The sequence below is a fragment of the Psychrobacter sp. UBA6766 genome, assembly GCF_002453355.1.
In the GTDB taxonomy this organism is placed as follows: domain Bacteria; phylum Pseudomonadota; class Gammaproteobacteria; order Pseudomonadales; family Moraxellaceae; genus Psychrobacter.
In genome coordinates this window covers 1-23,772 of sequence record NZ_DKGQ01000049.1, presented here as the reverse complement: position 1 = coordinate 23,772, position 23,772 = coordinate 1, and the positions used below count along the sequence as shown (strand labels likewise).

The 23,772-nt window shown below is 42.5% G+C and carries 20 protein-coding genes and 1 tRNA gene; 11 read left to right on the top strand and 10 right to left on the bottom strand.

Annotated features, from left to right (window positions below; genetic code table 11):
* Positions 1-368: 368 nt before the first annotated feature.
* The 3 genes from B4K26_RS10905 to B4K26_RS10895 all read right to left on the bottom strand — a co-directional run bounded on the left by B4K26_RS10905 (position 369) and on the right by B4K26_RS10895 (position 3,127).
* Complete coding sequence (locus B4K26_RS10905) at positions 369-1,112, bottom strand: DUF2059 domain-containing protein (RefSeq protein ID WP_296245499.1); 744 nt, start codon at positions 1,110-1,112, stop codon at positions 369-371.
* Positions 1,113-1,180: 68 nt separating this feature from the next.
* Positions 1,181-2,335: a cation diffusion facilitator family transporter gene (locus tag B4K26_RS10900; protein WP_296245497.1), complete on the bottom strand. Its 1,155-nt coding sequence runs from the start codon at positions 2,333-2,335 to the stop codon at positions 1,181-1,183.
* A 183-nt stretch (positions 2,336-2,518) separates the two neighbouring features.
* Positions 2,519-3,127 carry an acyl-CoA thioesterase gene (locus tag B4K26_RS10895; protein WP_296245495.1) on the bottom strand — a complete coding sequence of 203 codons (609 nt, stop codon included), beginning with the start codon at positions 3,125-3,127 and terminating at the stop codon, positions 2,519-2,521.
* Positions 3,128-3,454: 327 nt separating this feature from the next.
* On the opposite strand from B4K26_RS10895, the gene B4K26_RS10890 reads away from it, so the two are divergent.
* From B4K26_RS10890 to B4K26_RS10860, 7 genes are all read left to right on the top strand, one after another.
* A tRNA-Asn gene (locus B4K26_RS10890) sits at positions 3,455-3,530 on the top strand.
* Between the two features lie 435 nt (positions 3,531-3,965).
* Entirely contained in the window at positions 3,966-4,907 is a 942-nt protein-coding gene (locus B4K26_RS10885) for an alpha/beta hydrolase (RefSeq protein ID WP_296245494.1), read from the top strand.
* Positions 4,908-5,051: 144 nt separating this feature from the next.
* Entirely contained in the window at positions 5,052-5,873 is an 822-nt protein-coding gene (dapD, locus tag B4K26_RS10880) for a 2,3,4,5-tetrahydropyridine-2,6-dicarboxylate N-succinyltransferase (protein ID WP_296245493.1), read from the top strand.
* 234 nt (positions 5,874-6,107) lie between these two features.
* Complete coding sequence (queE, locus tag B4K26_RS10875) at positions 6,108-6,854, top strand: 7-carboxy-7-deazaguanine synthase QueE (protein WP_296245492.1); 747 nt, start codon at positions 6,108-6,110, stop codon at positions 6,852-6,854.
* Between the two features lie 99 nt (positions 6,855-6,953).
* Positions 6,954-8,144 (top strand): multidrug resistance efflux transporter family protein, encoded by a 1,191-nt coding sequence (locus B4K26_RS10870; protein WP_296245489.1) that lies wholly within the window; start codon positions 6,954-6,956, stop codon positions 8,142-8,144.
* Between the two features lie 14 nt (positions 8,145-8,158).
* On the top strand, positions 8,159-8,794 hold the full coding sequence (locus B4K26_RS10865; RefSeq protein ID WP_296245488.1) for a trimeric intracellular cation channel family protein: 636 nt from the start codon (positions 8,159-8,161) through the stop codon (positions 8,792-8,794).
* Between the two features lie 77 nt (positions 8,795-8,871).
* Positions 8,872-9,534, top strand: a complete 663-nt coding sequence (locus B4K26_RS10860) for a trimeric intracellular cation channel family protein (RefSeq protein WP_296245487.1) — start codon at positions 8,872-8,874, stop codon at positions 9,532-9,534.
* A 61-nt stretch (positions 9,535-9,595) separates the two neighbouring features.
* On the opposite strand, the gene recJ is transcribed toward B4K26_RS10860, so the two are convergent.
* On the bottom strand, positions 9,596-11,425 hold the full coding sequence (gene recJ / locus B4K26_RS10855; RefSeq protein WP_296245486.1) for a single-stranded-DNA-specific exonuclease RecJ: 1,830 nt from the start codon (positions 11,423-11,425) through the stop codon (positions 9,596-9,598).
* A gap of 361 nt (positions 11,426-11,786) precedes the next feature.
* Here recJ and B4K26_RS10850 point away from each other — a divergent pair, with 361 nt between their 5' ends.
* Entirely contained in the window at positions 11,787-12,302 is a 516-nt protein-coding gene (locus tag B4K26_RS10850) for a hypothetical protein (RefSeq protein ID WP_296245485.1), read from the top strand.
* Positions 12,303-12,433: 131 nt separating this feature from the next.
* Here the strand turns inward: B4K26_RS10850 and copM are convergent, their stop codons facing one another.
* Both copM and B4K26_RS10840 read right to left on the bottom strand, forming a co-directional pair.
* A complete protein-coding gene (gene copM / locus B4K26_RS10845) occupies positions 12,434-13,198 on the bottom strand; it encodes a CopM family metallochaperone (protein ID WP_296245484.1) in 765 nt (254 codons plus the stop codon).
* Positions 13,199-13,371: 173 nt separating this feature from the next.
* Positions 13,372-13,839: a DUF305 domain-containing protein gene (locus B4K26_RS10840; protein ID WP_296245483.1), complete on the bottom strand. Its 468-nt coding sequence runs from the start codon at positions 13,837-13,839 to the stop codon at positions 13,372-13,374.
* Between the two features lie 442 nt (positions 13,840-14,281).
* On the opposite strand from B4K26_RS10840, the gene B4K26_RS10835 reads away from it, so the two are divergent.
* Both B4K26_RS10835 and B4K26_RS10830 read left to right on the top strand, forming a co-directional pair.
* Positions 14,282-15,001: a heavy metal response regulator transcription factor gene (locus tag B4K26_RS10835; protein ID WP_296245482.1), complete on the top strand. Its 720-nt coding sequence runs from the start codon at positions 14,282-14,284 to the stop codon at positions 14,999-15,001.
* A 1-nt stretch (position 15,002) separates the two neighbouring features.
* A complete protein-coding gene (locus B4K26_RS10830; protein WP_409521396.1) occupies positions 15,003-16,481 on the top strand; it encodes an ATP-binding protein in 1,479 nt (492 codons plus the stop codon).
* 65 nt (positions 16,482-16,546) lie between these two features.
* Here the strand turns inward: B4K26_RS10830 and B4K26_RS10825 are convergent, their stop codons facing one another.
* From B4K26_RS10825 to B4K26_RS10815, 3 genes are all read right to left on the bottom strand, one after another.
* Complete coding sequence (locus B4K26_RS10825) at positions 16,547-18,853, bottom strand: nitric-oxide reductase large subunit (RefSeq protein ID WP_296245480.1); 2,307 nt, start codon at positions 18,851-18,853, stop codon at positions 16,547-16,549.
* A 531-nt stretch (positions 18,854-19,384) separates the two neighbouring features.
* Entirely contained in the window at positions 19,385-20,320 is a 936-nt protein-coding gene (locus B4K26_RS10820) for an HpcH/HpaI aldolase/citrate lyase family protein (protein ID WP_296245478.1), read from the bottom strand.
* Positions 20,321-20,444: 124 nt separating this feature from the next.
* On the bottom strand, positions 20,445-20,882 hold the full coding sequence (locus B4K26_RS10815; protein WP_296245477.1) for a DUF1971 domain-containing protein: 438 nt from the start codon (positions 20,880-20,882) through the stop codon (positions 20,445-20,447).
* A 334-nt stretch (positions 20,883-21,216) separates the two neighbouring features.
* Between B4K26_RS10815 and B4K26_RS10810 the strand changes: the two genes are divergently transcribed.
* The gene (locus B4K26_RS10810; protein ID WP_296245476.1) at positions 21,217-22,695 is read left to right on the top strand and encodes an MFS transporter; all 1,479 of its coding nucleotides are present in this window, start codon (positions 21,217-21,219) and stop codon (positions 22,693-22,695) included.
* Between the two features lie 262 nt (positions 22,696-22,957).
* Here the strand turns inward: B4K26_RS10810 and narL are convergent, their stop codons facing one another.
* On the bottom strand, positions 22,958-23,617 hold the full coding sequence (narL, locus tag B4K26_RS10805) for a two-component system response regulator NarL (protein WP_296245475.1): 660 nt from the start codon (positions 23,615-23,617) through the stop codon (positions 22,958-22,960).
* Between the last annotated feature and the right edge of the window lie 155 nt (positions 23,618-23,772).

Sequence of the window (23,772 nt, the reverse complement as noted above, 5' to 3'; positions counted from 1 at the left end):
AACCGTTATAAAACCATTGCAGCGTCATTACGTGAAGGTATTGATACAGCCAGTGATGCTGGCGATGAAGATACTGCTGATTTGTTGACAGAAGTAAGCCGTATTGTTGATAAAGATGCTTGGTTTATCGGTGCAAATGCGCCAAAAAAATAAGACGGGCTAAATAAGCTTATAAATAAACATTACTTAGGTCAGTTTAAAAAAGGTCACTTTTATAGTGACCTTTTTTATGCATAAAGATTTTCGGTTTTCATTTAAGCTAAGGTTTAAATGAAGTGTCTTTAACAAAAAAGCACCTTTAGGCCTGTCAGAATTGCCTTTAAAGAAGATGTGCGTTGATGTTAAGGTTATGCTTGAAAATAGTGACGTTAAAGAACTCCTTTAATAATCTGCTTCATCTGTGGCAATAGCTCGCTTAATTGTGCTTCAGTTTCACTAGTATCGTCAGGCAAGGATTGTTGTAAAAAAGCCGCGGTAATTTGTGGCTGCTTGGCAAGGATACTTTGTCCCACCGCTGTATCGTAGAATTTAATTTGGGCATCCACCTCAGCTTGAGTATAATAAGTCTTAGCTGCACTGATATAGGCTTGCGTCAAGGTTTGTGTATCAGCGGCGTTACCTATGCCATTAGTCATAATCTTAGCATATTGACCTAATACACTCTGGATTTGCTCTTGTAACTCACGCTGATGCTTACTTAGCCGTTTATCGTTTACTTGCTGACTACTACTTTGAGCCTGATTCCTTGTTTGCGTATTGATAGCATCGATAGCGGCTTTTTGGCCATCGACGATAGCTTGGATTTGCTCATCAATGTGCATCACTTGCATAAGTTTAATGATAGAAATATCAGTCGGCGCTAGCTTGTTAGTATTGGCCTGATTGGTAACAGTATTAGCGTCATTATTAATAGCATTGCTTGCAGGCGTCGCGACTTGTTTGTTTTGATTAGACGGTTTAGCTTGACTGGGCTCATTATGAATAGTCAGTTCTGCATTGGCTGGAATCATAGTACCCGACATCAGCGTTGCCACGACTAAAGTGAGTAATGGATTTATGCTGACAGGACGCCGACTGGTATTTTTTTTAGTAGATTTAAGATAATGTTTCATAGCGGGCTCATATTATTATACGTGGCAGTTATTTATTATCAGGCAGACTATTTTAAGCGCAATTCTCTTTAAGGACACTGGTCATCTGGCAGACGTAAAACTTCAGCATTAGGTACTGATAACGTCAAGATAGCTTCTTGAAATAGTGGATTTGCCCGAAACTGATTTTCTATGTCTTCAAATTTTTGTGCAATTTGCTTTTCTTGTTGGTCACCCGCAATATCTACGGCTGCCACCATAAATATTTTTTTAGGTCCGGCCCACTCTAAATGCAAATAAGACACGCTATCGATATCAGGATGATTCAACAGCTCCGTTAATACATAGCAATGGATTTTTTCTGAGACTTTATAACCAACCAAAAAGTCGCGATTGCGGTTGATTAAAAAGATAGCAACCATTCCCAATAATATGCCAACGATAATAGAGCCAAGGGCGTCCCAAAATGGCTCTCCCGTATAGGCATGCATTCCCATCGCGGCGGCTGCCACCACTAAACCGATGACCGCTGCCAAATCCTCAAAAAACACACCGCGCAAAGTTGGGTTTGAGGTGTTAACAACATAACCTAAGGCGCTGACATTGATGGCTTCGCCATGCTTTTTACTTTGTAAATACGCCTGTAGAAGTGAGAAGCCCTCAAGCACGAACGCCACCGCTAAAATAATAAAGCCAATGGTATAATTGGTTTCGGTCTCGGGCGCATTCCATTCAGTGATACCGGTATAAATGGAAACAATCGAGCCTGCCATAAAAACGCCAAAAGCCGCAATCATCGACCATACATATGACTCTTTACCATAGCCTAATGGGTGACTCTGATCGGCAGGTTTGACCGCTTTTTTCTCCGCCACAATCAGCAAAGTACCATTGCCTGCATCCGCCCACGAATGCGCCGACTCCGCTATCATAGAAGCAGAGCCAGTCATAAATGCTGCCACTGTTTTGGCAATGGCAATAATAATATTTGCCCCGACTGCAATCAGGACAGTAACCAGCGATGAAGATTTTTTATCTTCTTCATTGGCTTCAGGGTTAGAAGCATTGGCAAAATTAAGCGTAGTATTGATACCATTTTCGGCGACAGGATTATTTTTTATAACACTGGTATTTTTTGTAAGATTGGTATCAAGACGCGCGCCACCGCCGCGAGTACGAGTGGCTTGCGGCGCTAACTGATCTTTAGAATGGGTAGTCGATGATTCGGGGGTTTCTGAACTCATATGAGTCTCAATAAATGGTTTATGTAATGTATTAACGCAGCCAAAATGAACAGTCAAATAGTAAAAATTAACTGCCTTTATCTGCATTATTTCTCATTAAATTTAACCAAAAACCTACCGATGGTCAGTAATATTTTCGTGAGACTTTGTTTAAGTATTGCTGACTTTGACGATTAAAGTGCCCTAATTCGTATTTCTATGCTGAGAAAGCTCGCCAATCATGTCGTTCTCAGCGACGTTGTTATCGGCCATTTTGCTAGCGCCTAAACTTTCACCAATCATCTGATTGATATCGCAGCTAGGACGATGTGAGCTTTGCATACGCAAGTCTTTACGCGCCAAGCCTGCGTCAAAACGGCATTGCTGCATCTCATTTTTAATCTCAAGCTCAGGAACAGGCGTAGGTTTACCGTTATCATCAATCGCTACCATGGTGAAATAACAGCTATTGGTATGGCGAATCGTACGGGCACGTACGTCCTCCGCTTCAACGCGAATACCCACTTCCATAGACGTTCTACCGACATAGTTGATACTGGCGGCAAAGGTAACTAACTCGCCGACATAAATAGGCTCGCGAAACATCACTTGGTCGACCGATAGCGTCACCACATAGCTACCACTGTAGCGACTGGCGCAAGCATAAGCAACTTGGTCGAGCATCTTGAGCAAATCACCGCCATGAACATTACCAATAAAGTTTGCCATATCTGGTGTCATCAGCACCGACATGTATAACTCATGGTTTAAAGGCGCACTTTTGGTCGTAGAGCTAGTATTATATTGCGACATAATATTCCTTGCTGTTATCAGAAGCCTATTTATTTTAAATATCCGTTATACAGCAGCCTCTACTAAATCGCAAATAAAGACCTTAGAATGTGCGTAGGAGATATTTTTTATTTATATGGCTAGAGTTATTTATGATTACTTTAGCCCTGTCTTTGCGCTAAAAATCTTGTGAATGCTTTTATCTGCCAAGTAAAAACGCAATCTTTCTAAAATCTGCAAAAAAAAGCTTGACGTATTTTTTATCTTTGCTAGAATACGCCCCACTTAGCAAGAACTCGTTAGAGACTTTCTAAGCTCGCAGTAAGCAATATAATCCTTACCGCTTATTCTCCAATAGCTCAGTTGGTAGAGCAACGGACTGTTAATCCGTGTGTCCCTGGTTCGAGCCCAGGTTGGAGAGCCATATTTTAGTCGTAAATTTTTTGAATCCACTTTGATTCGATTATGGCATTTGCCAAGACCCTCATCACTTTGATGGGGGTTTTTTTATGGCTGTGGTTTTTTATTTCATACACTTATAAATCACAAAATCGACCTATCTTTGCCATCTACTGGTCTGTACTAATAATTAAAGTAAATGCGCCAACACACATAATATTAGCAATTACGGGTTTACTCTACCCCATCAATTTCAACAACAATCAAAACATAAAATAAAAGCATTTAGACCCAGACTATTGTACGATGACCACGAACGGACAAAACATTTGACCACGTAAAGCTTGATGATTAAATTGCTCGCCCTTATTACTTACCTTTATCTTAAAACCTGCATAATTATATATACGTATATACGCTCTCTATTTTTAACCCTTCACCATTTAAGGATTGGATTTTTATGAGTAACACCGAACACCTTACCTCGTCTGACAACATTCATTATATGCACCACACTTTTTTTGAGCCAAGCGACGTTTCTAAAGCAATTACTGCCACTTTATTGATTGTTCATGGGATGACTGAGCACAGTGGCCGCTATGCAGAATTTGGGCAGTTTTTAGCAGATCACGGTATTGCGGTTGCCACTTACGATCAGCTTGGCCATGGACAGACCGTTAAATCAGCCGATGAATTGGGGTTTTTTGCTGACGAGCATCCGGTACAGTTATTATTAAAAGACGTTATTGTCATGGCAGACAGCCTAAGGTCACGCCATCCTGACGTGCCGCATTTCATCATGGGTCATTCAATGGGTTCATTTATCGTGCGTAACGTCCTTAAGCACCATGCGCAGAACTTTACTGGCGCAATTTTAATGGGGACAGCTGATGCCAATCCTTTGACCAAAGTACTGCTGCCAATTAATAAAATACTGGCCAAAGCGGCGCCTAGAAAGCCCAATACTGTCTTTGCTACTGTAATGAATAAGATACTTAACAGTAAGCTTGATAATCGTATTTCATCTTCAGAATTTGCGTGGTTAAGTGAAGACCCAGCCGCTATCGAAGCGTATGAAGCCGACCCATTGACTGGTTTTGACTTTACCAATAATGGTTTTTTAACCTTGTTTACCCTCATGGAAACCGGTCTCAATAAAAAATGGGCGACGACCATTGCCAAAGATTTCCCCATGTTATTGGTCAGCGGCGAGAACGATCCTATTGGCGATATGGGTAAAGGTATTCGCCGCATTGTCAGCCGTTTAGAAAAACAGAACTTTCGCAATATCACACTTCAGCTTTATCCACACATGCGTCATGAACCACTCCATGAGCAGAACAAAGCGCTGGTTTATCAGGATATTTTAGACTGGTTAAACAGCCATACCGCAGAGGTTTAATACAATCACTAATAGCAGTATTGTCGCGCCATGCCGCACTCGTTTGCTAAAAGTCGCTAGACTGTCGGCAATGCTATAAACTTTTTATAGCCGACCACATTTATTACTCTTATTTATTTACCTTTATCAACTTTAGGAATATTTATGACATTACAACAAACCATCGAGCAAGCTTTTGAAAATCGTAACGACTATAGCCCAGCAACCATGCCACAAGACGTACGCGACGCCATCAACGAAGTGCTTGAACAATTAGACAATGGTAGCTTACGTGTCGCTGAAAAAAAGGATGGCGAATGGGTGGTCAATCAGTGGGCTAAGAAAGCGGTTTTATTATCATTCCGTTTAAATGATAACTATGTCCAAGCCGCGGGCGAACATGTACAGTTCTACGATAAGGTGCCAACGAAGTTTGCCAATTGGACAGAAGCGCAATTTAAAGAAGCAGGCGTACGCGTTGTTCCACCAGCAGTTGCTCGTAAAGGCTCATACATCGCAGCCGGTGCCGTCTTGATGCCATCGTACGTCAACATTGGCGCATACGTCGATCAAGGGGCAATGGTAGATACATGGGCAACGGTTGGTTCATGCGCTCAAATCGGTAAAAATGTGCATTTATCAGGTGGTGTTGGCATCGGCGGTGTTCTAGAACCCCTACAAGCCAATCCAACGATTATCGAAGACAACTGCTTTATCGGGGCGCGCTCTGAAATCGTTGAAGGCGTGATTATAGGAGAAGGTGCCGTTATCTCTATGGGCGTCTATATCGGTCAATCAACGCGTATTTATGACCGCGAAACGGGTGAGATTCATCGCGGTCGTGTGCCAGCAGGCTCAGTGGTAGTACCCGGCAGCTTGCCTTCCGAAGATGGCACGCATAGTTTGTATGCCGCTATCATTGTAAAAAAAGTTGATGCGCAAACCCGCGCTAAAACGTCTGTCAATGAGCTATTACGGTTAGCCTAGCTTTTTGGTGATTAAATTTTAGTTATTGTATGCCCTGTTTTTATCATAAAAGATGCTGAGGTTGACTCCAGCATCTTTTTTAATGCCCTATAGCAGTTTAATGCAAAACTTTACGTTATAATCCTTGTCTCTTTTACATACTGACACTCCTAGCGTTAACCAGAGTATGAAACCCTTCTTTATTTGATAAATGCTTGATAGCATGATCAATCTCTAACCTTATTTGAAACCGTTATGACTGAGCTTGTACTACGCACCGCAGCGATTCCTGTTACCGACCCCGAAGCAGGGTTACGTTTGACTGAGATTTTCTATTCTTTGCAAGGTGAGGCGCTGACATCAGGCTTGCCGACGATATTTGTGCGCTTGACTGGCTGTCCTCTGCGCTGTGTTTATTGCGATACCGAGTACGCTTTTAGTGGCGGTGAACGTCAATCGTTAGAAGCCATTATTACTACCATCAAACGCTATCCTTGTAAACGCATTTGCTTAACTGGCGGCGAGCCGTTAGCACAGCCAAATGCCATTGAATTGATGAAACGTTTACTAAATGACGGGTATGAGATTTCGCTTGAAACCGCAGGGGCGCTGACGTTAGAAAAGGTACCGGCTCCGGTCAGTAAAGTCATGGACCTTAAAACGCCAAGCTCGGGTGAAGTCGATAAGAACCTTTGGTCAAATCTCAACTACCTCACGCCGCACGACCAAATTAAATTTGTCATTATGAATCGCGCCGATTATGAGTGGGCAAAGGCAGCATTGTTTGAGCATCAACTTGATAAATTGGTTGCGACGGTTTGGTTTTCACCGATGTTTACTGTTGCAGATGATATTAATGCAGCGACTGGTGAAGAGATGAGCAGCCCTGATGTGCCTGTATTAGCACGCGAGCTTGCGGAATGGATATTAGCCGATGCCCTTCCCGTCCGTTTTCAATTACAATTACACAAAATTATCTGGGCAGATGCAAAAGGCAAATAACTTGCTCAAATCTGTATGAATAATATACATAGTCAGGTTAGATGGACAACCCAAATCTATACTCTGAATAGACAGCTAGCTGATGACAAGGACGGATAAATGGTCAAACTGATTTTATTAGGCTTATTGGCAGGGGCATTTTTTAGCTCGACATTTATTTTAAATGAGCTGATGAGTAATGCTGGCGGTCATTGGTTTTGGTCGGCAAGCCTACGCTACGTTTTTATGTGGCTAATTATCACCGTTCTTATTAGCATGCAACATGGCTTTGGTCGGATTCAAGCGCTTGCAACTATCTTTCGGCAACATTGGGGATTTTGGTGTATTACTGGCAGTATTGGCTTTGGTGTTTTTTATACCGGCATTTGCTATGCTGGCGACCACGTCGCAGGCTGGGTCGTTGCGGCCACCTTTATGTTTACCGTCGTGACCAGTTTGCTTGTATTATTGGCATTTGGGCAACGCTTCGATAAAAAATTTATTATCTATGCGCTACTGGTCTTTATCGGGGTGGTATTGGTCAACGTTAGCGAAGGATTACGCGCTTCTGCCCTAGCCGATATTGACAGCGCGCCGATGGCAGAAATGCTGCTTTACGGCGCTTTGCCCGCACTGATTGCGGCTTTTAGTTACCCTATTGGTAATCAGCTAGTTTGGCAGGTGTCGCACAATTCTCGTAAACACAACTTGCGCAAACACAATGCTCTTAAAGATGAGGCTAAGCTGCAACAAGCACGACAAGCTGAGAAACCCAATAGTGAACAAAATCATCACGAGAATGCTAACCAGCCCCTAATCTCCGAAGCTTACGACTTATCTGCTGCATCTAGCGCTGCGGACAGCAATATTGCTTTAAATACCAGTAGCGCCGTTAATATTAAACCAGCTTCTGTCCTGCAGAACCTTATTGCTCGAATTCCGGCTATCGAGACAACACTTCTACAAAACGCCTTTAACAAAGTCTGGCTGATGACCCTTGGAAGCTTGCCATTTTGGTTAATTCTAGGTGTGTTAGTGCGTCCTGAACCACCCGAAACCACGCAGGTATTTAATACCTTGCTAGTCGCATTGTTGGCTGGAGTGGCAGCGACCAGTATTTTCCTATATGCACGTGAACAAGCGGTGACGTCAAGTGAAGTGGCGGGCGTTGATTCTACTCAAGCCAGCGAGGTCATTTTTGCGTTAATTGGCGGTATATTACTATTAAATAACGCCATACCATCAGCAATGGGATTGTTGGGCATTGGGCTAATTATTCTAGGGCTGATTTTATTTGCAAAAGACGGTTGAGGCTAAAATAAGTCATGATGAATCACTTTATTTTCCCCGATATCCTGCTGTATTTATTAGATATGGTGGGCGTCATTGCTTGCGCCATCGCGGGCACTTTGCTCGCGCAGCATAAAGGCTTTGATATTGCCGGTTGTATTTTGGTTTCTATGGTCAATGCCATTGGTGGCGGAACTTTACGTGATATGGCGCTCGATCGCCATCCGCTATTTTGGATGACCGACCTTAACTATGTCATCGTCATTACTCTTACTTCCCTTATTCTACAAATTTTCTTCCATCTGTATCATAAGATTGATAAAGCGCTCAAATTTTTTGACGCGATTGGTTTGGCGGCTTTTAGTGTGATTGGTTTTAAAGTGGCTTTGGCGCAAGATATGTCGCCGGTGATTGCGGTTATGATGGGGGTTTGGACGGCGATTATTGGTGGTTTATTGCGTGATATTATTTGCAATGAGATACCTTTGCTGTTACAGCGCGAGATTTATATCACTGCCAGTATTGCAGGGTCATTGTCATATCTGGGGCTTGATTACTTCGGCCTTGATGCCGTTACCAATGAGTTTATGATGCTATTTATCATCTTTGCTGTGCGTATGTTGGCGCTTAAATTCGATTGGCACTTACCTTCTATTCGCTTGGTCGATTAATTAGTCGTTTAGCCGATTTTCATCATAGGCGAAAAAATAGCAGTATTTTAATATCAGTGCTTTAATGAGAAAAACCCATGCTCACCATCGCTTTAGACTCTGACTTGATTACTACTTTTGATCCGGGCTCGCTGATTTATCTGTTTGATATGATTGGGATTGTCGCTTGCAGCATTTCAGGAACGATATTAGCGAAGCATAAGAATTTTGATGTATTTGGCTGCTTGTTGGTATCGATTGTGACCGCTATCGGCGGCGGTACGGTGCGTGATGTGATTTTGGATCGTCATCCACTGTTTTGGATGGTGGATATGAGTTATCTGACAGTTATCACCCTCTCATCAATGATGATGCAGATATTCTTCCACCCCAACTCTAGACGCGTTGATAAATTTCTTAAACTCTCCGATACCATTGGACTGTCAGCCTTTACCTTAATCGGCATCAAAGTTGCAGATAGTATGGGCGCCAACGTGCCAGTAGCATTATTACTGGGAGTGATTACTATTATTGTCGGCGGTATCATTCGCGATATGATTTGCAATGAGATCCCGCTGGTGCTCCAGCAAGAGATTTATATCAGTGCTTCTTTAACGGGCGGCATTCTTTATTTTGCGCTACACAATCTTGGTGTAACCGCTTGGATTACGGATATCTCGGCAATGGCGACGATTTTTACTTTACGTATGCTGGCCATTCGTTATGATTGGCAATTTCCAACCATTGAATGGCGATATTAAAGCACAGAAATACTAAAGCCTAGCAAATATTATTACCTCGACTTCAGGCAACACTAAGCTGTTAGCTCTCTTGTACCGTCTCTTTTACCAGAGCCAAATCTTTGACCATCAACTGTAAGCTTTGTTTACCGTTCCACTCGTTAATGTCTAGCTGAAATAGTAAATGCACTTTGTCGGCGCGGTAATCCCAGGCGTTGCTATCAAAATTGAATTGAATTGCTTCAATCGGATATTGCACATCGGGATATCGTAGTGACAATTTAAGGTGTTTATCTTTTAATATCTTAAAGCTTAATACCTCAAATACGCCATCAAATATCGGCGGTACAAAGCCATGACCCCAAATGCTGGCATTGGCTAAATGCTCTGCAAACCATAAGCTAAAGTCAGCCGCTTGCAGTGGTCCGTCGGTAAATTTCTGCTCGGCAAACACTTCATCGTCCATTTGTGCCATCACTTCGTTAAACGCGGTCACAAAGTCATCGAAGTTACGCCGTTTGATGGTCAAACCTGCTGCCATGGCATGACCACCAAAATGGCTGATGAGATTAGGATAACGTTCGGCGACTTGCTCGATCGCATCACGAATATGCACACCTGTAATAGAGCGCGCCGAGCCTTTAATGGCATCGTCGTCATCCGTACACTCTGCATCGGCTGGCGCAAAGACAATGCTCGGCAGATAATAGCTTTCTTTTAAACGGCCAGCGACAATACCGATGACGCCTTGATGCCAATCGTCTTGATATAAAATAATACTGCGGTTTCCATTATTAGCAGTTGGCTTCTCAATTCTTTGCTGAATAATCTCATCGCTCTTGTCAGCATCAGTATTAATGCCACTACTAGCAACAGCCAACGCTTGCACAATGCTATCCGCTTGCGCGCGCATCTCACCTTCAACATGACGACGCGTACGGTTAAGCTGCTCAAGCTCTTGCGCCAAACGCTGTGCGGTGCTCCAGTCATCGGTTAACAAGCACTCGATACCGATGCGCATATTATCCATGCGTCCAGCGGCATTGATACGCGGACCTAAAACAAAACCAAAATCTTGCGCCTGTAATTGTTTTGAGTCGCGGCCTGCTTGTTCAAGCAGTGCCAATATCCCAAGCGAGCAGCGTCCTTGGCGAATGGCGTTTAGACCATGATGAACTAAAATACGATTATTTTTATCCAGTACGCCAACATCGGCAATCGTCCCTAGCGCCACCAAGTCCAAATATTGGCTGACTTGTACGCTAGACTTGCCTGCTTCACGGCGTAATTTTGCCAAGCGTCCAAGCACATAAAACGCCACGCCGACACCGACCAGTGCCTTACTGCTAAAGTTGCAATCGAGCTGGTTGGGATTGACCACTACTTCTGCAGGTGGTGTCTCTTTGGTAGTCAGATGATGGTCAGTGATAATAACGGTGATGCCATCAGCTTGTGCACGTGCGACGCCATCGTGGCTTGAGATACCATTGTCGACAGTCACTATCACATCTGGATGATAGGTCTTGATACCCAATTCAACGATTTCAGGCGTCAAACCATAGCCGTACTTAAAACGGTCAGGCACTAAAAAATCAACGACCGCACCCATTTTGGTCAGCGCACGCATCATCAGAGCCGTACTAGTCGCACCATCACAATCAAAATCACCCACGATTAAGATACGCTGCCCTCCATCGATAGCAGCATTCAATAAACGTACCGCTTCCGTGATGCCATGCAACTTATCGGCTGGCAATAAACCGGACAATCCTGTTTCGAGCTCATCAGGCGCAGTGATACCACGACCGGCATAAAGTCTAGCTAGGGTGAATGATTGGGCGGCAATTGGTTGCAACGCGGCGGGCAACTCGTCGATACGAGTGCTGGTATAACGGGGGGTTAAATTTAGCATGGTGCTATTCTACTGGCTTTGGCACATAGCTACAATGGGAATTTTTAGCACTGTCGTCTAGGTTTAGCAATTGCTTTGGTATGTTTTATGACATAACTTATATACCCTATAATGTAGAGCATCTACAGGTTTTAGGTGGCTAATCTCTAAACGTATCACTAATTTACAAAAACGGTGCAGAGTGACTGTAATTTTCTGCATTTTGCTACAAAGCAAGGATTGTATGGGGCTTATAAAGCCATAAAATGGTAAACATCTAAGATACTTATAAGAAGACTATAAGACCCTTATCGTTTTTAAAAGTTTTACTTATTATATTAGTTTTACCCTGCTTTTCTATTACTCATTTTAAGGACGCTTTATGAAAACCACTCCAACTGCTGAAAAACTTCCTAACACGATTGACCCCAATTTAGATCTTGATAAAATCAAACAAGAATGTGAAAAATTGGTCAAAAAACGTGCCAAGCTTTCTGCCGGTGTCGCTATCGTCCCTGTGCCTTTTTTTGATGTGGCAGTTGATGCCAGCATGCTAACCGTCCTGCTACCTGAAATCAGTGAGCGTTTTGGACTGATTGAAGGCCGCCAATCTGCTGTTGATTTAGAGTCGCGCGAGATTCACTGGAAGACACTAAAAGACCGTACGGTTGATTTTGCAGGCTTAATGGCAACACGCGGTATCGTTAAAAAGACGGTTCAAGGCTTCGGTGGTCGTATCGCGGCCAAGCAAGTGACTAAGTTTATTCCTTTAGGTGGTCAAATGGTTGCGGCTACCATGGGATATATGATTTTCAAAAAAATCGCCACTGACCATATCAATGAATGCTATAACTTAGCAAAAGACATTCAGCAAAAGCAACATGGTAAAAATGTCTAAAAGCATGTCTTAACTGCCTAAGAGTTTATCAATCGTAAAAAACCCAGCTAAGATATTCCTAGCTGGGTTTTTTATTTTAATTTAAGGGACAGCTTTTTATATTAAACAAACATAGCGTTTTATAAAAAATACTAGCCACCATTTTTAGCAATCCAATTTTGCATTTGCTCAATTTCAGCCTGCTGCGCGTCAATGACCGCCTGCGCTAGCTGACGCATTTCGGCATCTTTGCCATATTTTAGCTCTACTTTTGCCATATCGACTGCTCCCTTATGATGCGGTAACATACCGCGCGCAAATGCCATATCAGGTTTAGGATCAGCAATTCCTGCCATCATCTCATCGTGCATAGCATCCATCCCATTAGCGTAGGCTTGTTGCATGGGTTTAGTGTCAGGCGTGGCTTCAGTGGCATCAGGATGACTTGCCAGCCAGTTTTGCATTTGCTCAATCTCAGATTGTTGGGCGTCAATGATTTCTTGCGCCAATTGACGCATCTCTTTATCAATACCATATTTCAGCTGAATCTCCGCCATTTCAACCGCACCGACATGATGGCCGAGCATACCTTGAGCAAACGCAGTATCTGGATCGTTGTAATTCATCCCGACCATCATCTCGTCGTGCATTTTTGTCATCGAGTCGTTGTACGCTTTATGCGTCACTGTCATGTGCTCAGTATCTGTCGCCATCGCTGACATATCATGACCGGCATGCGAATTGGTCGCTGTTGCAGTTGCTGTGTCATTGGCTACCGTCGTTTCTTTTGTAATAGGCGTAGTCCCAGCGTTTTCATTAGCAGCTTTTTCATTAGTAGGCTGACAAGCACTCAATAGCAGAGCGGCACTGATGCTAGCAGCAAGCATAGCAAGGCGTGAATGGTTAGGGGTTTTCATGGTATATCCTTTGTTTAAATGGAGCTTAAAAAATGGCAAATCAATGAGAAATTTACCAAAAAAAATAGTTAAATAGCTGCGTTAAATACAACTATTTAACTAAGAATATTTATCAAAATACCTACTTAATCTTTATTCCACCTGACAGCTTTAAATTACTTAGCCTTTTTAATTTATTTAAGATCTTCAATGAGTTCTTGCATTTCACCGATTTCACGCTCTTGTGCTTCGATAATATCGTCGGCAAGCTTGCGTACTCTTGGGTCTTCGATATCGGCGCGGCGACTGGTCAAAATAGCAATCGAATGGTGCGGTATCATCGCTTGCATCCAATCAACTTGATTGACTGTTGCTTGTGATCTGACGCCCCAAATACCGAAGGCAAACATCAAGACGCTAAGACCGTAAACGATAAGGTTGACCTTGGTTTTTTTGTACATATGGCTCATAAACGCCAACATGATGACCGACATAGCGGCGCCCATATACAGCGCCATATAAGCTCTAGTTTCGCTAAAATAAACATGATCCCATTTATAGGTATTGAAGTACATCATGATATACATCACCACAGTGGACGTTAAAATCATCAACGAGAATTTTATGTACGGATTCATTTTTTCTTGTTCTGAATGTTTCATAAAGTAGTCTTCCTCTATGATATTGAGGTTATGATCAAAACTATTATTAAAATTATTTCTTTACTTAGGCTATTTATAAATCAGCCTATTACTAATGGCATTTCTTATTGTATTTCATTAGCTTATAACCATTGCTTAGTAGACTCAACATTCGCGTATATTTGGTTTGTGGCCTCTTTGTTTATTTACTTTGTGGTCTCGTTGTTTATTTGGTTTAGCAAGGCGCAAACTGCTCTTATTAAAATGGGCCTTATTCATTTTTTATAAAAATGATAGCAGCATCAGCCTGACAATGAGATGACGCTAAGATGACAATTTTGTCATCTTGCAAGTGTGGCATAGGAAAGATGCTGGCATTGTTCTATGATTGGTGGTTTGACATTCGTAAATAACGCAATCGCATTACTATAAAAAAAATCTAAATAATGGGCACGAGTACGCTATGAAAATATTATTGGTCGAAGATGAGCTATCACTTGGTGACTATATTGAAAAAGGATTAAGTGAAGCTGGTTTTATCGTCGAGCAGCAAACGACAGGACTTGGTGGCTATCATGCCTTGATGACCGAGGATTTTAACGTGGTCATCATGGATGTGATGTTGCCTGATGTGAGTGGTTTTGAGTTGGTACGCAATTATCGAGCGGCGGGCAAACTGACGCCAGTGCTATTTTTGACCGCAAAAGATGATTTAAGCGATCGCATAAAGGGCATTGAGATTGGCGGTGATGATTATTTGACCAAGCCATTTGCCTTTGCTGAGTTATTGGTCAGAATCAAAAACCTATTGCGCCGCGTCAATCAAACTGATTATGCCAACACAGTGCTACAAATTGCCGATTTAAAGATGGATATTGCCAAACGTACCGTCACGCGAGGCGAGCAGCCTATTAAATTAACCGCCAAAGAATTTGCGCTCTTACAGTTTTTTCTTGAGCGCCAAGGTGAAGTGCTACCGCGTTCTGTGATTGCCTCGCAAGTTTGGGATATCAACTTCGATAGCGATACCAATGTGATTGACGTGGCGATACGGCGCCTAAGGATTAAAATCGATGATGATTTTGAGATTAAGCTGATTCATACAGTGCGCGGCATGGGTTATCGGCTAGATATAGATGATGATGCTAATGATAGCGCCGTTATCGATGCGGTTATTGAATAATATGACGCCGATTGCGACGGATGGTCGCCTATCTTTATTGTGGCGCACTATCCTGCTCTTAAGCTTGTGCGTCATCGTCACTCAAATATTTCTGTATGTCTGGATACAGCGCTCGGTTAATGACCATTTTGAACAAATGGATGCGGAGATACTGACCCATGCGGCGTTTAATTTACGCCAGTATATGGACAGCAATAGCATATTTGACACTAGTAATACTAAGAAAAAGCCACTTTCTCAGCAGATGCTCGCTTTACAGAACGCTAGTATCGACTATGAAGTCAAAACCGTCATTACTGATAACGACGGGCAAGTACTTATTAGTATGCCCACAAGTTTTATCAGTCAATCGAGTCATCATAGCGCAGTCAAAATGTTGTGGCAAAAATATCACGAGCAGCCGTTTGATTTAACCATCAACGATCGCCATTATCGCGCTATTGTCATCCAGCATACCCGTCGCTTAGCACTCATTGCCCTACCCATCGATGTTCATCATCAGTATTTGGCGCAATTTAACCGTCAGCTGATTCTTATCTTAGTCGCTATTACCTTTATTTTAGTATTCATTGCCGCTTTTAGTGTTCATCTGGGCTTTGCGCCTCTTGCGACCATTAGACAAAAAATGAGCCGCATCAATGCTGAACAACTTGACGATAGAATCGTGGTTGCCGATATGCCTAGCGAGTTGCGACCACTGGCTGAGTCGTACAATGCGATGATGGATAAGCTGGCGCACAATTTCGAATCGTTGTCGCGCTTTTCAGACGATATCGCCCATGAGCTGCGCACACCGCTTGCGACTCTCAGCACTCAAACCCAGGTGATGCTCAGCAAACTGCGGGACAGCCACGAATATATCGAGCAGCTACATCATCAGCATGACACCTTAGCGCAATTATCAAATCTGATTAACAACATGCTGCTACTGGCAAAAACCCAGAAAGGCTTGATTCATTCGCAGTTTAACCGCGTGGATAGCGATTTACTGCTGACTAAAATGATGGTGTATTACGAATGGATAGCCGAAGATCGCGCTATTTCTTTTAAGAAAACAGGTAAGTTTAAAACCATACTTGGCGATGAAAGTTTGCTGCAAAGGCTGTTTGCGAATTTGCTCGCCAATGCCATTTATTATGCGGCAAGTGATAGTATTATTCATATTAGCGCCGCAACTGTCACAGATAACGTCGCAGGGCGCGTTGTAAATAGTGGGCAGATTTCATCTTCATCAAACATGCCCGCATCATATTTACAGATTATTTTTACCAATCATCTGACTGAGCCTATGACGCAAGCAGAAGTGGATAAATTATCAGAGCGCTTTTATCGACATCATAAAACTCTATCGATGCATATAGGGACAGGATTAGGTTTGTCAATTGTTCACGCCATTGTCAATGCCCACAGGGGTAAAATAGCTATTACGGTAAAAGATGACTATCACTTTGAAGTCAGCATCAAACTCCTTCTTGCTTAGCCACAAAAAAGCCCTGCCATTGCAGAGCTTCTTTTGCTTTTAATTGATTTTACTATTTTTACCTTTTAATGTACTGGGTTGGTTGGTAATGTATCTGAATTTACAGGGCTATCAGGTTGATAACTTGCATGTGAGGGTTTTGCAAAAGCAAATTTAACCACTTGCAGTGCCACACAAACCGCACCAGTAATAAAGATCACGTCAGCAAAGGTACGAATCCAGCGCAGTGTTACTAAGAAATCTTGTTGTAAGAAGCCTTCACTACGTGCGTACCATAGACCTTCGGTCATTGACGCGTGCGCTTGGAAAATACCAATTGGTAGTAAACTTGTCACAATCATCAATACCAAGCCTGCATTTAGCGCCCAAAATCCTGTTTTGATAAGATTTTCACTAAACACATAATCAGGACGGATATAGCGCATGACCAATAGTACAAAGCCGATTGCTAAGAATCCATAGACCCCGAATAATGCAGCATGCGAGTGAGTGGCCGTAGTATTTAACCCTTGTAAGTAGAACAATGAGACTGGTGGGTTAATCATAAAGCCGAACACCCCTGCACCCAACATATTCCAGAACGCGACCGCAACGAAACACATGATAGGCCATTTGAGTTTATTCATCCATGGCGCTTGACGCTGCATAGACCAATGCTCATAACCTTCGTAGCCTAATACCACCAAAGGTACCACTTCTAAAGCACTAAATGACGCGCCGATTGCCATGACTGGTGTGGTTGTGCCTGAGAAGTATAAATGGTGGAACGTTCCTGGGACACCGCCGAGCATAAATAGTGCCGCTGAAGCGATGGCAGAACCGGTGGCGATTTTTTTGTTGACCAAGCCTAAGTTGTAGAAAATGAATGCGAGTGATACGGTGGCGAATACTTCAAAGAAACCTTCTACCCATAAATGTACCACCCACCAGCGCCAGTATTCCATGATGGTTAAGTGGGTACGCTCGCCGTAGAACAAGCCGGCACCGTAGAATAAACCGACGCAAACGACTGATGCAAAGAAGATCGCTAATAAGTTTTTATCACCGCCTTCTTTTCTTCTAAGCGCCGGTAAACAGCCACGGGTCATTAATACCAACCAGAATAAGATACCAACCCATTTTAAAATCTGCCAGAAGCGACCAAGGTCAATGAACTCATAGCCTTGATGACCAAACCAGAAGTTGTATTTTGCAGGCATAATACCGGCAATCGCAAAGTACTGACTAACAAATGAGCCTACAACCACGAGTATTAATGCCACCCAAAGGATGTCCACGCCCAATTTTTGGTACTTGGGGTCTTTACCGCCATTGATAAGCGGCGTTAAGTACAAGCCTGCCATCAAGAAAGCAGTAGCAATCCAAAATAGGGCTGCTTGAATATGCCACGTACGTACTAACGAATACGGGAAGTAATCGGCGACGGCAATACCATAAAACTCTTGCCCTTCAACGGTATAGTGCGCGACAAAACCGCCGATAAATACTTGGAATACCAATAGAGCAACGACTAGTACACCGTATTTTGCCAAGGCTTTTTGTGACGGTGTTAACGCCACTTTGGTTAATGGGTCAGCACTTGCCGTTGCTTCTTTGACGTCTTCTTCTTTACGTAAGAACGACCAGCCCCAGATAAGAAAACCAACCCCAGCGATTAAGAATACCACACTGGCGATAGACCACATGACATTTTCAGAGGTTGGGACATTATCAATTAAAGGCTCATGCGGCCAGTTATTGGTATATGTCGCATCAGTACCCGGACGGTTGGTAGATGCAACCCAAGTGGTCCAAAAGAAAAAGTTGGTCAGTTTTTGTCTGTCTTCAATATCTGCCAAGGTATTGTTTTTCATGGCAAAGTTTTCACGCGACTTTTGCAATGAAGGCTCATTACCGTATAGACCGATATAATAAGGCGCGACTTCATTAATAGCGGCGATACGCGTATCTGACAATACCACTTGATTGTTAGAATTGGTATTGCTGCCACGATATTCTTTTTTCAACTGCGCATTAAGTACCGCTTTTTGATCGTCTGTTGCCGCGGCAAAATCATGCCCATATAGCTCTTGCGCCCTGATATCTAACCACGCCACAAGCTCTCTGTGTAACCAATCTGCGGTCCAGTCAGGTGCTTGATAGGCGCCATGACCAAGTATCGAACCGAGCTGCTGACCACCAGTGCGCTGCCAAGCAGATTGACCATCTAAAATATCTTCTTCTGTGATTAATGCCTTTCCGCTGCTGTCAATATACTGATCAGGGATAGGAGGTGCGGTACGATAGACTTCCACGCCGCCCCAACCTAAAAAGGTAAAGGTAATGACGAGGACGGCGATTAAGCCCCACCAATACTTTTTATATTCGCCCATATCTTGCTCCTACTGGCTAGATAGATAAACTGAACACTTAACATTCATTTTAAATGAATTTTCATAAGCGCAATTATAATTCCATAAATGATTAATACCGCTGCCTGTTACGATAAATCTATCAATCATCTTATAAACATTAAGCCTGCTACCTGAGTAATGCTTTAGTCTTAAGATTAAGAATAAAGTAAAATCAAAGCTGGGATTAAAGGCTTAAATCTTTGATGGCATTAGGGTTAATGGATAGATTTTATCGCTTCATGCGCTAAACCTATTTGATGTATATTTACATCTAGCATCAAATTGGAAACATTTTAACATTCATTTAATATGAATGTTAAGAGTTATTTTGGCTTATTCTTATGTTTCTTATAAACTGCGCGGTTCACTTTTATCAAATCACGAGTGAAGTCCTTCATTTATAACCAAATTTAGAGAGAAAAACTCGAATGGCAAATTACTTATACCTAATGCAAAAACGTAAAAAAACCAGATAATGGAAGTTATCTGGTTTTTTATTAACAAGTTTTATTAATGACTCAGAAGATTTGATAGCAGCTGATAACTGCGCTTAATCACCGGCGCATCGACCATATTACCGTTTATTTTAAAAACCGCTTGACCACTACGCTGATACTCTGCGACCACCCGCTGGGCAAATTCAATCTCACCGGCGGTTGGCTGTAGCGAGTCTTTAACGACGTTTACCTGCTTAGGATGGATACAAAGCATGCTAGACATACCCATCTGCAACCACAGATGCACACGTTTTTGCAGCCCTGCGCTATCATTAAAGTCTGCATACACACTATCAATCGGCGCAAGCAATTGATGGACTTTTGAAGTCAGGATAAGCTGATAACGAATCTGATTAGCGATGATGTCTGCTGATGCTGTACCTACTTGTACCTGCAAATCGTTGCATAAGTCTAAAAAACCATAGCTAAATGCAATCAATCCACTCGCCTTGGCCATCTCGTTGGCATGGTATAAGCCGATGGCATTTTCTATCAAGGCAATCACAGGCAGCCCAGTTTTTTGATAGATTTTTTCAATATCTGTTGCCTGTTCCGCTTTTGCTAATACCACGCCTGTTAGTTTAGGCAATTGCTGACATAAGGCCAAGTCTTTGGTAAATTCAGCACTCCCCGCTTGATTAATACGTAGCCAAATCGGACGATGGCTTTTATCCTCATGTTGAGTCTTTTGCGGATTGTCATAATAATCTTTTAATGCCGCGCGAGCTTGGGCTTTGTCTGGCTGTGCAACCGCATCTTCTAAATCAACAATCACTGCATTTGCGCCACTGGCAAAAGCTTTTGCTACTCGATCTATTCGCGTTGCAGGCACAAATAACCACGTCTTGATATGAGTTAATGATTTAATCATCGCTCGGCAATTTTTTGCCTCAGTATAAGTATCACTGCTCACGATATTATTTTCGTGCTGATTGCTAGAAGCTGACATGCTTATTCCTAGGGATGAATATTCGTCATATAAACACTTAGCATCATATAGACATTCAGTATTGTGCCACGACAAAAGCGCTTGTAATAGTACAATAAGGCTAAATAATTATAATGCTGGATAATTAAGATTCCTCTGGTTTATCAAACAACTTCTCGATAGGTTTGCTATGGATTTTAGAGCTATTAAATAGCGACTTATTTTCTGTTTCACCTTCTGTCCAAAAATTAATATTGAACTGGGCATCGTCGCTTAACTCTACACGGTGCCAATACTGAGGTGGGCTAACCGCAAATTGTCCGGCTTTGATAACGATGGTTTTTTCTGGCTCGGTGGCCGCTTCGTCAGCAAAACCGTAAAAGGTGACCGTACCTTGCATGACGCAGATTTGGCCATAGACACCCTCGGCCGTGTTGTGGTGCGTTAATAAGGCATTAGGCACTTTATCTTTGGTAAAAAAATGGGTTGAACGTTTTATTTTCCAATGGCTTGGAATAACGGGATTTGGATTAGTATTGTTGGCGTTCGTGATATTAGTATCAGTATTGGTAGCGGAACTCATGACAACTCCTTGGCGGGTTTACTTAATGTAGGCTTTTTATCTCAATCTGCCTTAAAGGTTAACGATCTGTCTTAAAGGTTAACATGTATTTGAGAATAATTATCATTAATATAAAATAGCACCTTTTAATCGGTTTTACTACCTTTGTATGTTTTTGACTATTAATAAAAATGTAACGCCACAAGTGCCTCTGCTCTCTCAATTCACCTTTGTCCTCCCTATTAAGTAGTATTCAAAGTAGACCCTATACTGCTTTCGCTCAATGGTTATGATTCCCCTTTATTGCTATTTTGTGTCCATTACTGACATCAGAACTTATAATGGGGACATTATCATGCATGCAAAAGAACTACTCGAGGTCGAACGCCGTGATATTAGGGCGCTTCACTACACTTGGATTGCTTTTTTTCTCACCTTTTATGTCTGGTTCAATATCGCGCCGCTCGCAACGTCGATGCTACAAACAGAAAGCTACCTAACCCCCGATCATATCAAATTATTTTTAATTGCTAACGTCGCATTAACGATTCCGGGGCGCGTCATCGTCGGTATGGCATTGGACCGCTTTGGTCCGCGGCGCGTGTTTTCTATCTTGATGGTAGTGATGGCGATACCAACGTGGTTTTTTGCGTTCGGTAACTCTGCCACCCAACTCTTCGTCTCGCGCTTATTTATGTCTATCGTCGGCGCCGGTTTCGTCGTCGGTATTCATATGACGACATTATGGTTTAAGCCCAAAGACATTGGCTTTGCTGAAGGCTTTTATGCCGGTTGGGGTAATTTTGGTTCAGCCGCCGCCGCGATTACCATTCCAACCGTTGCTTTGCAGTTCTTTGGCGGCGATGATGGCTGGCGCTGGGCAATTGCGCTATCTGGCTTATTAATGGCATTATACGGCGTGGCATATTGGTTTCTAATCACCGATGGCCCAGAGGTTGGCACGCATAAAAAATCTCGTAAAGCGGGCGCATTAGAAGTGTCTACCTGGAAAGATTTATGGCTATATTGCTTGTTTATCATTCCTTTATACGGTGTCTTGTCTTTGCTCGTTTATCGTACTCAAGCGATGGGATTTTTAAGTGTCGCTGGCGCTATCATTGCTTATAGCGTGATTGTATTAATGGTCATTTATCAAATTTATAAAGCCATCAGTGTCAATTTGCCGATGATTAAGGCCGGAATTCCAGAAGATGATAAATATCCCTTTAAATCAGTTGCTGCGCTAAACGTGAGCTATTTTGCCAACTTTGGCGCTGAGCTTGCAGTGGTTTCCATGCTACCAATGTTCTTTGCCGCGACTTGGAAACTTGATCCGACGGCGGCTGGTTTGATTGCTTCTACCTTTGCTTTTGTAAATCTATGGGCGCGGCCACTTGGTGGTTATATTTCTGACAAAATCGGTAATCGCCGTTTGGTGATGTTGGTTTATATGTTTGGTATCGGTGTTGGTTTTATTCTAATGGGTGTGCTCAATGCCGAGTGGCCGTTATTTATCGCCGTGGTCTTCACCATTCTATGCTCGGTATTTGTACAAGGGGCAGAAGGCGCGACTTTTGGCATTATTCCTTCGATTAAACGTCGTCTAACGGGTCAGATATCAGGAATGGCAGGTGCTTATGGTAACGTTGGTGCGGTATTTTACTTGTTTATCTACACCTTTGTAGAGCCGAACCAGTTCTTTTATATCATCGCGGTCGGAGCATTTATTGCGTGGATTGTGTGTTATTTCTGGTTGGCAGAACCCGAAAATGCCTTTGGTGATGAATATAAAATGTCCTCTGTCGATCGTCAGATTGCTGCAGAACAAGGCTAATTATTCATAATAGCTTTTTACCGAAAACAAAAACCCACTTAGCAAACGTTAAGTGGGTTTTTTAATACAGATAATACTTATTAACCTAACATGACAGGAACATTGCTAAAACCGCCCTTCTCAGCGCTGCTATTCTTAATAACGCTAGCCATGGCATTAGCGTATCGTCCAAAATCTTATAGACAAGCTCATAAACAACAACCATCATACGCTTAAATCTATAAGATTTTAACGGATAAAACAGGACGATATAAAACCTTCTTTACTTAGATAAATGATTCACTGTCCACACAGCGGCTTCTACCCGTGTGCGCAGACCCGTTTTATTTAGGATATGTTTGACATGTACTTTAACCGTCGATTCGGCGATATCTAAGTTATTAGCAATCATTTTATTACTCAGCCCTTCAGCAATCATCTGAATCACTTGCAGCTCTCTGCTAGTTAAATTACTGGCAATATCTTCGATACTAGGCGTGCGCAAGGTTTGTGCCAATATCGAAGCTAGGTTTGGACTAATGACCAGCTCGCCGCGAAGTATTTTTCTGATATCAATAATAATCAGCTCAGGTTCCATATCTTTTAGCAGATAACCATCGACGCCCAATTTCAATGCCTCTTGCACATCCTCGCCGCTATCTGAAACCGTGAATAGTGCCGTCTTAGTGTCAATATTCCTGGCTTTGATTTCTCGTAAAGTTTCGATGCCGGTAAGTACCGGCATTTTATGGTCCAATATCACCAAATCGACGTCATTATTTTCTAAAAATACTAATGCCTCTTGGCCATTGCTGGTTTCGCCAACGACTTTGACATCGTCCTCAAGGCTCAGTAATTCAGAGATACCGCGACGGAGCATCGGATGGTCATCGACCAATAATAGACGCGCAGGCGACGTGCTGGTATAAACTTTAGTGCTCATAACATACTCACAAATTAGAAAAAATGGTACAAAGACTCTCTTACTCAAAAAAACTGCCTAAAAAATCAAAAAATGGCGAAGTAAAAACAGCGAAAATGATAATTCCATTATTTAAAAAGGGTAATTTTATTCGATTCTTAGATTAACACACCAAG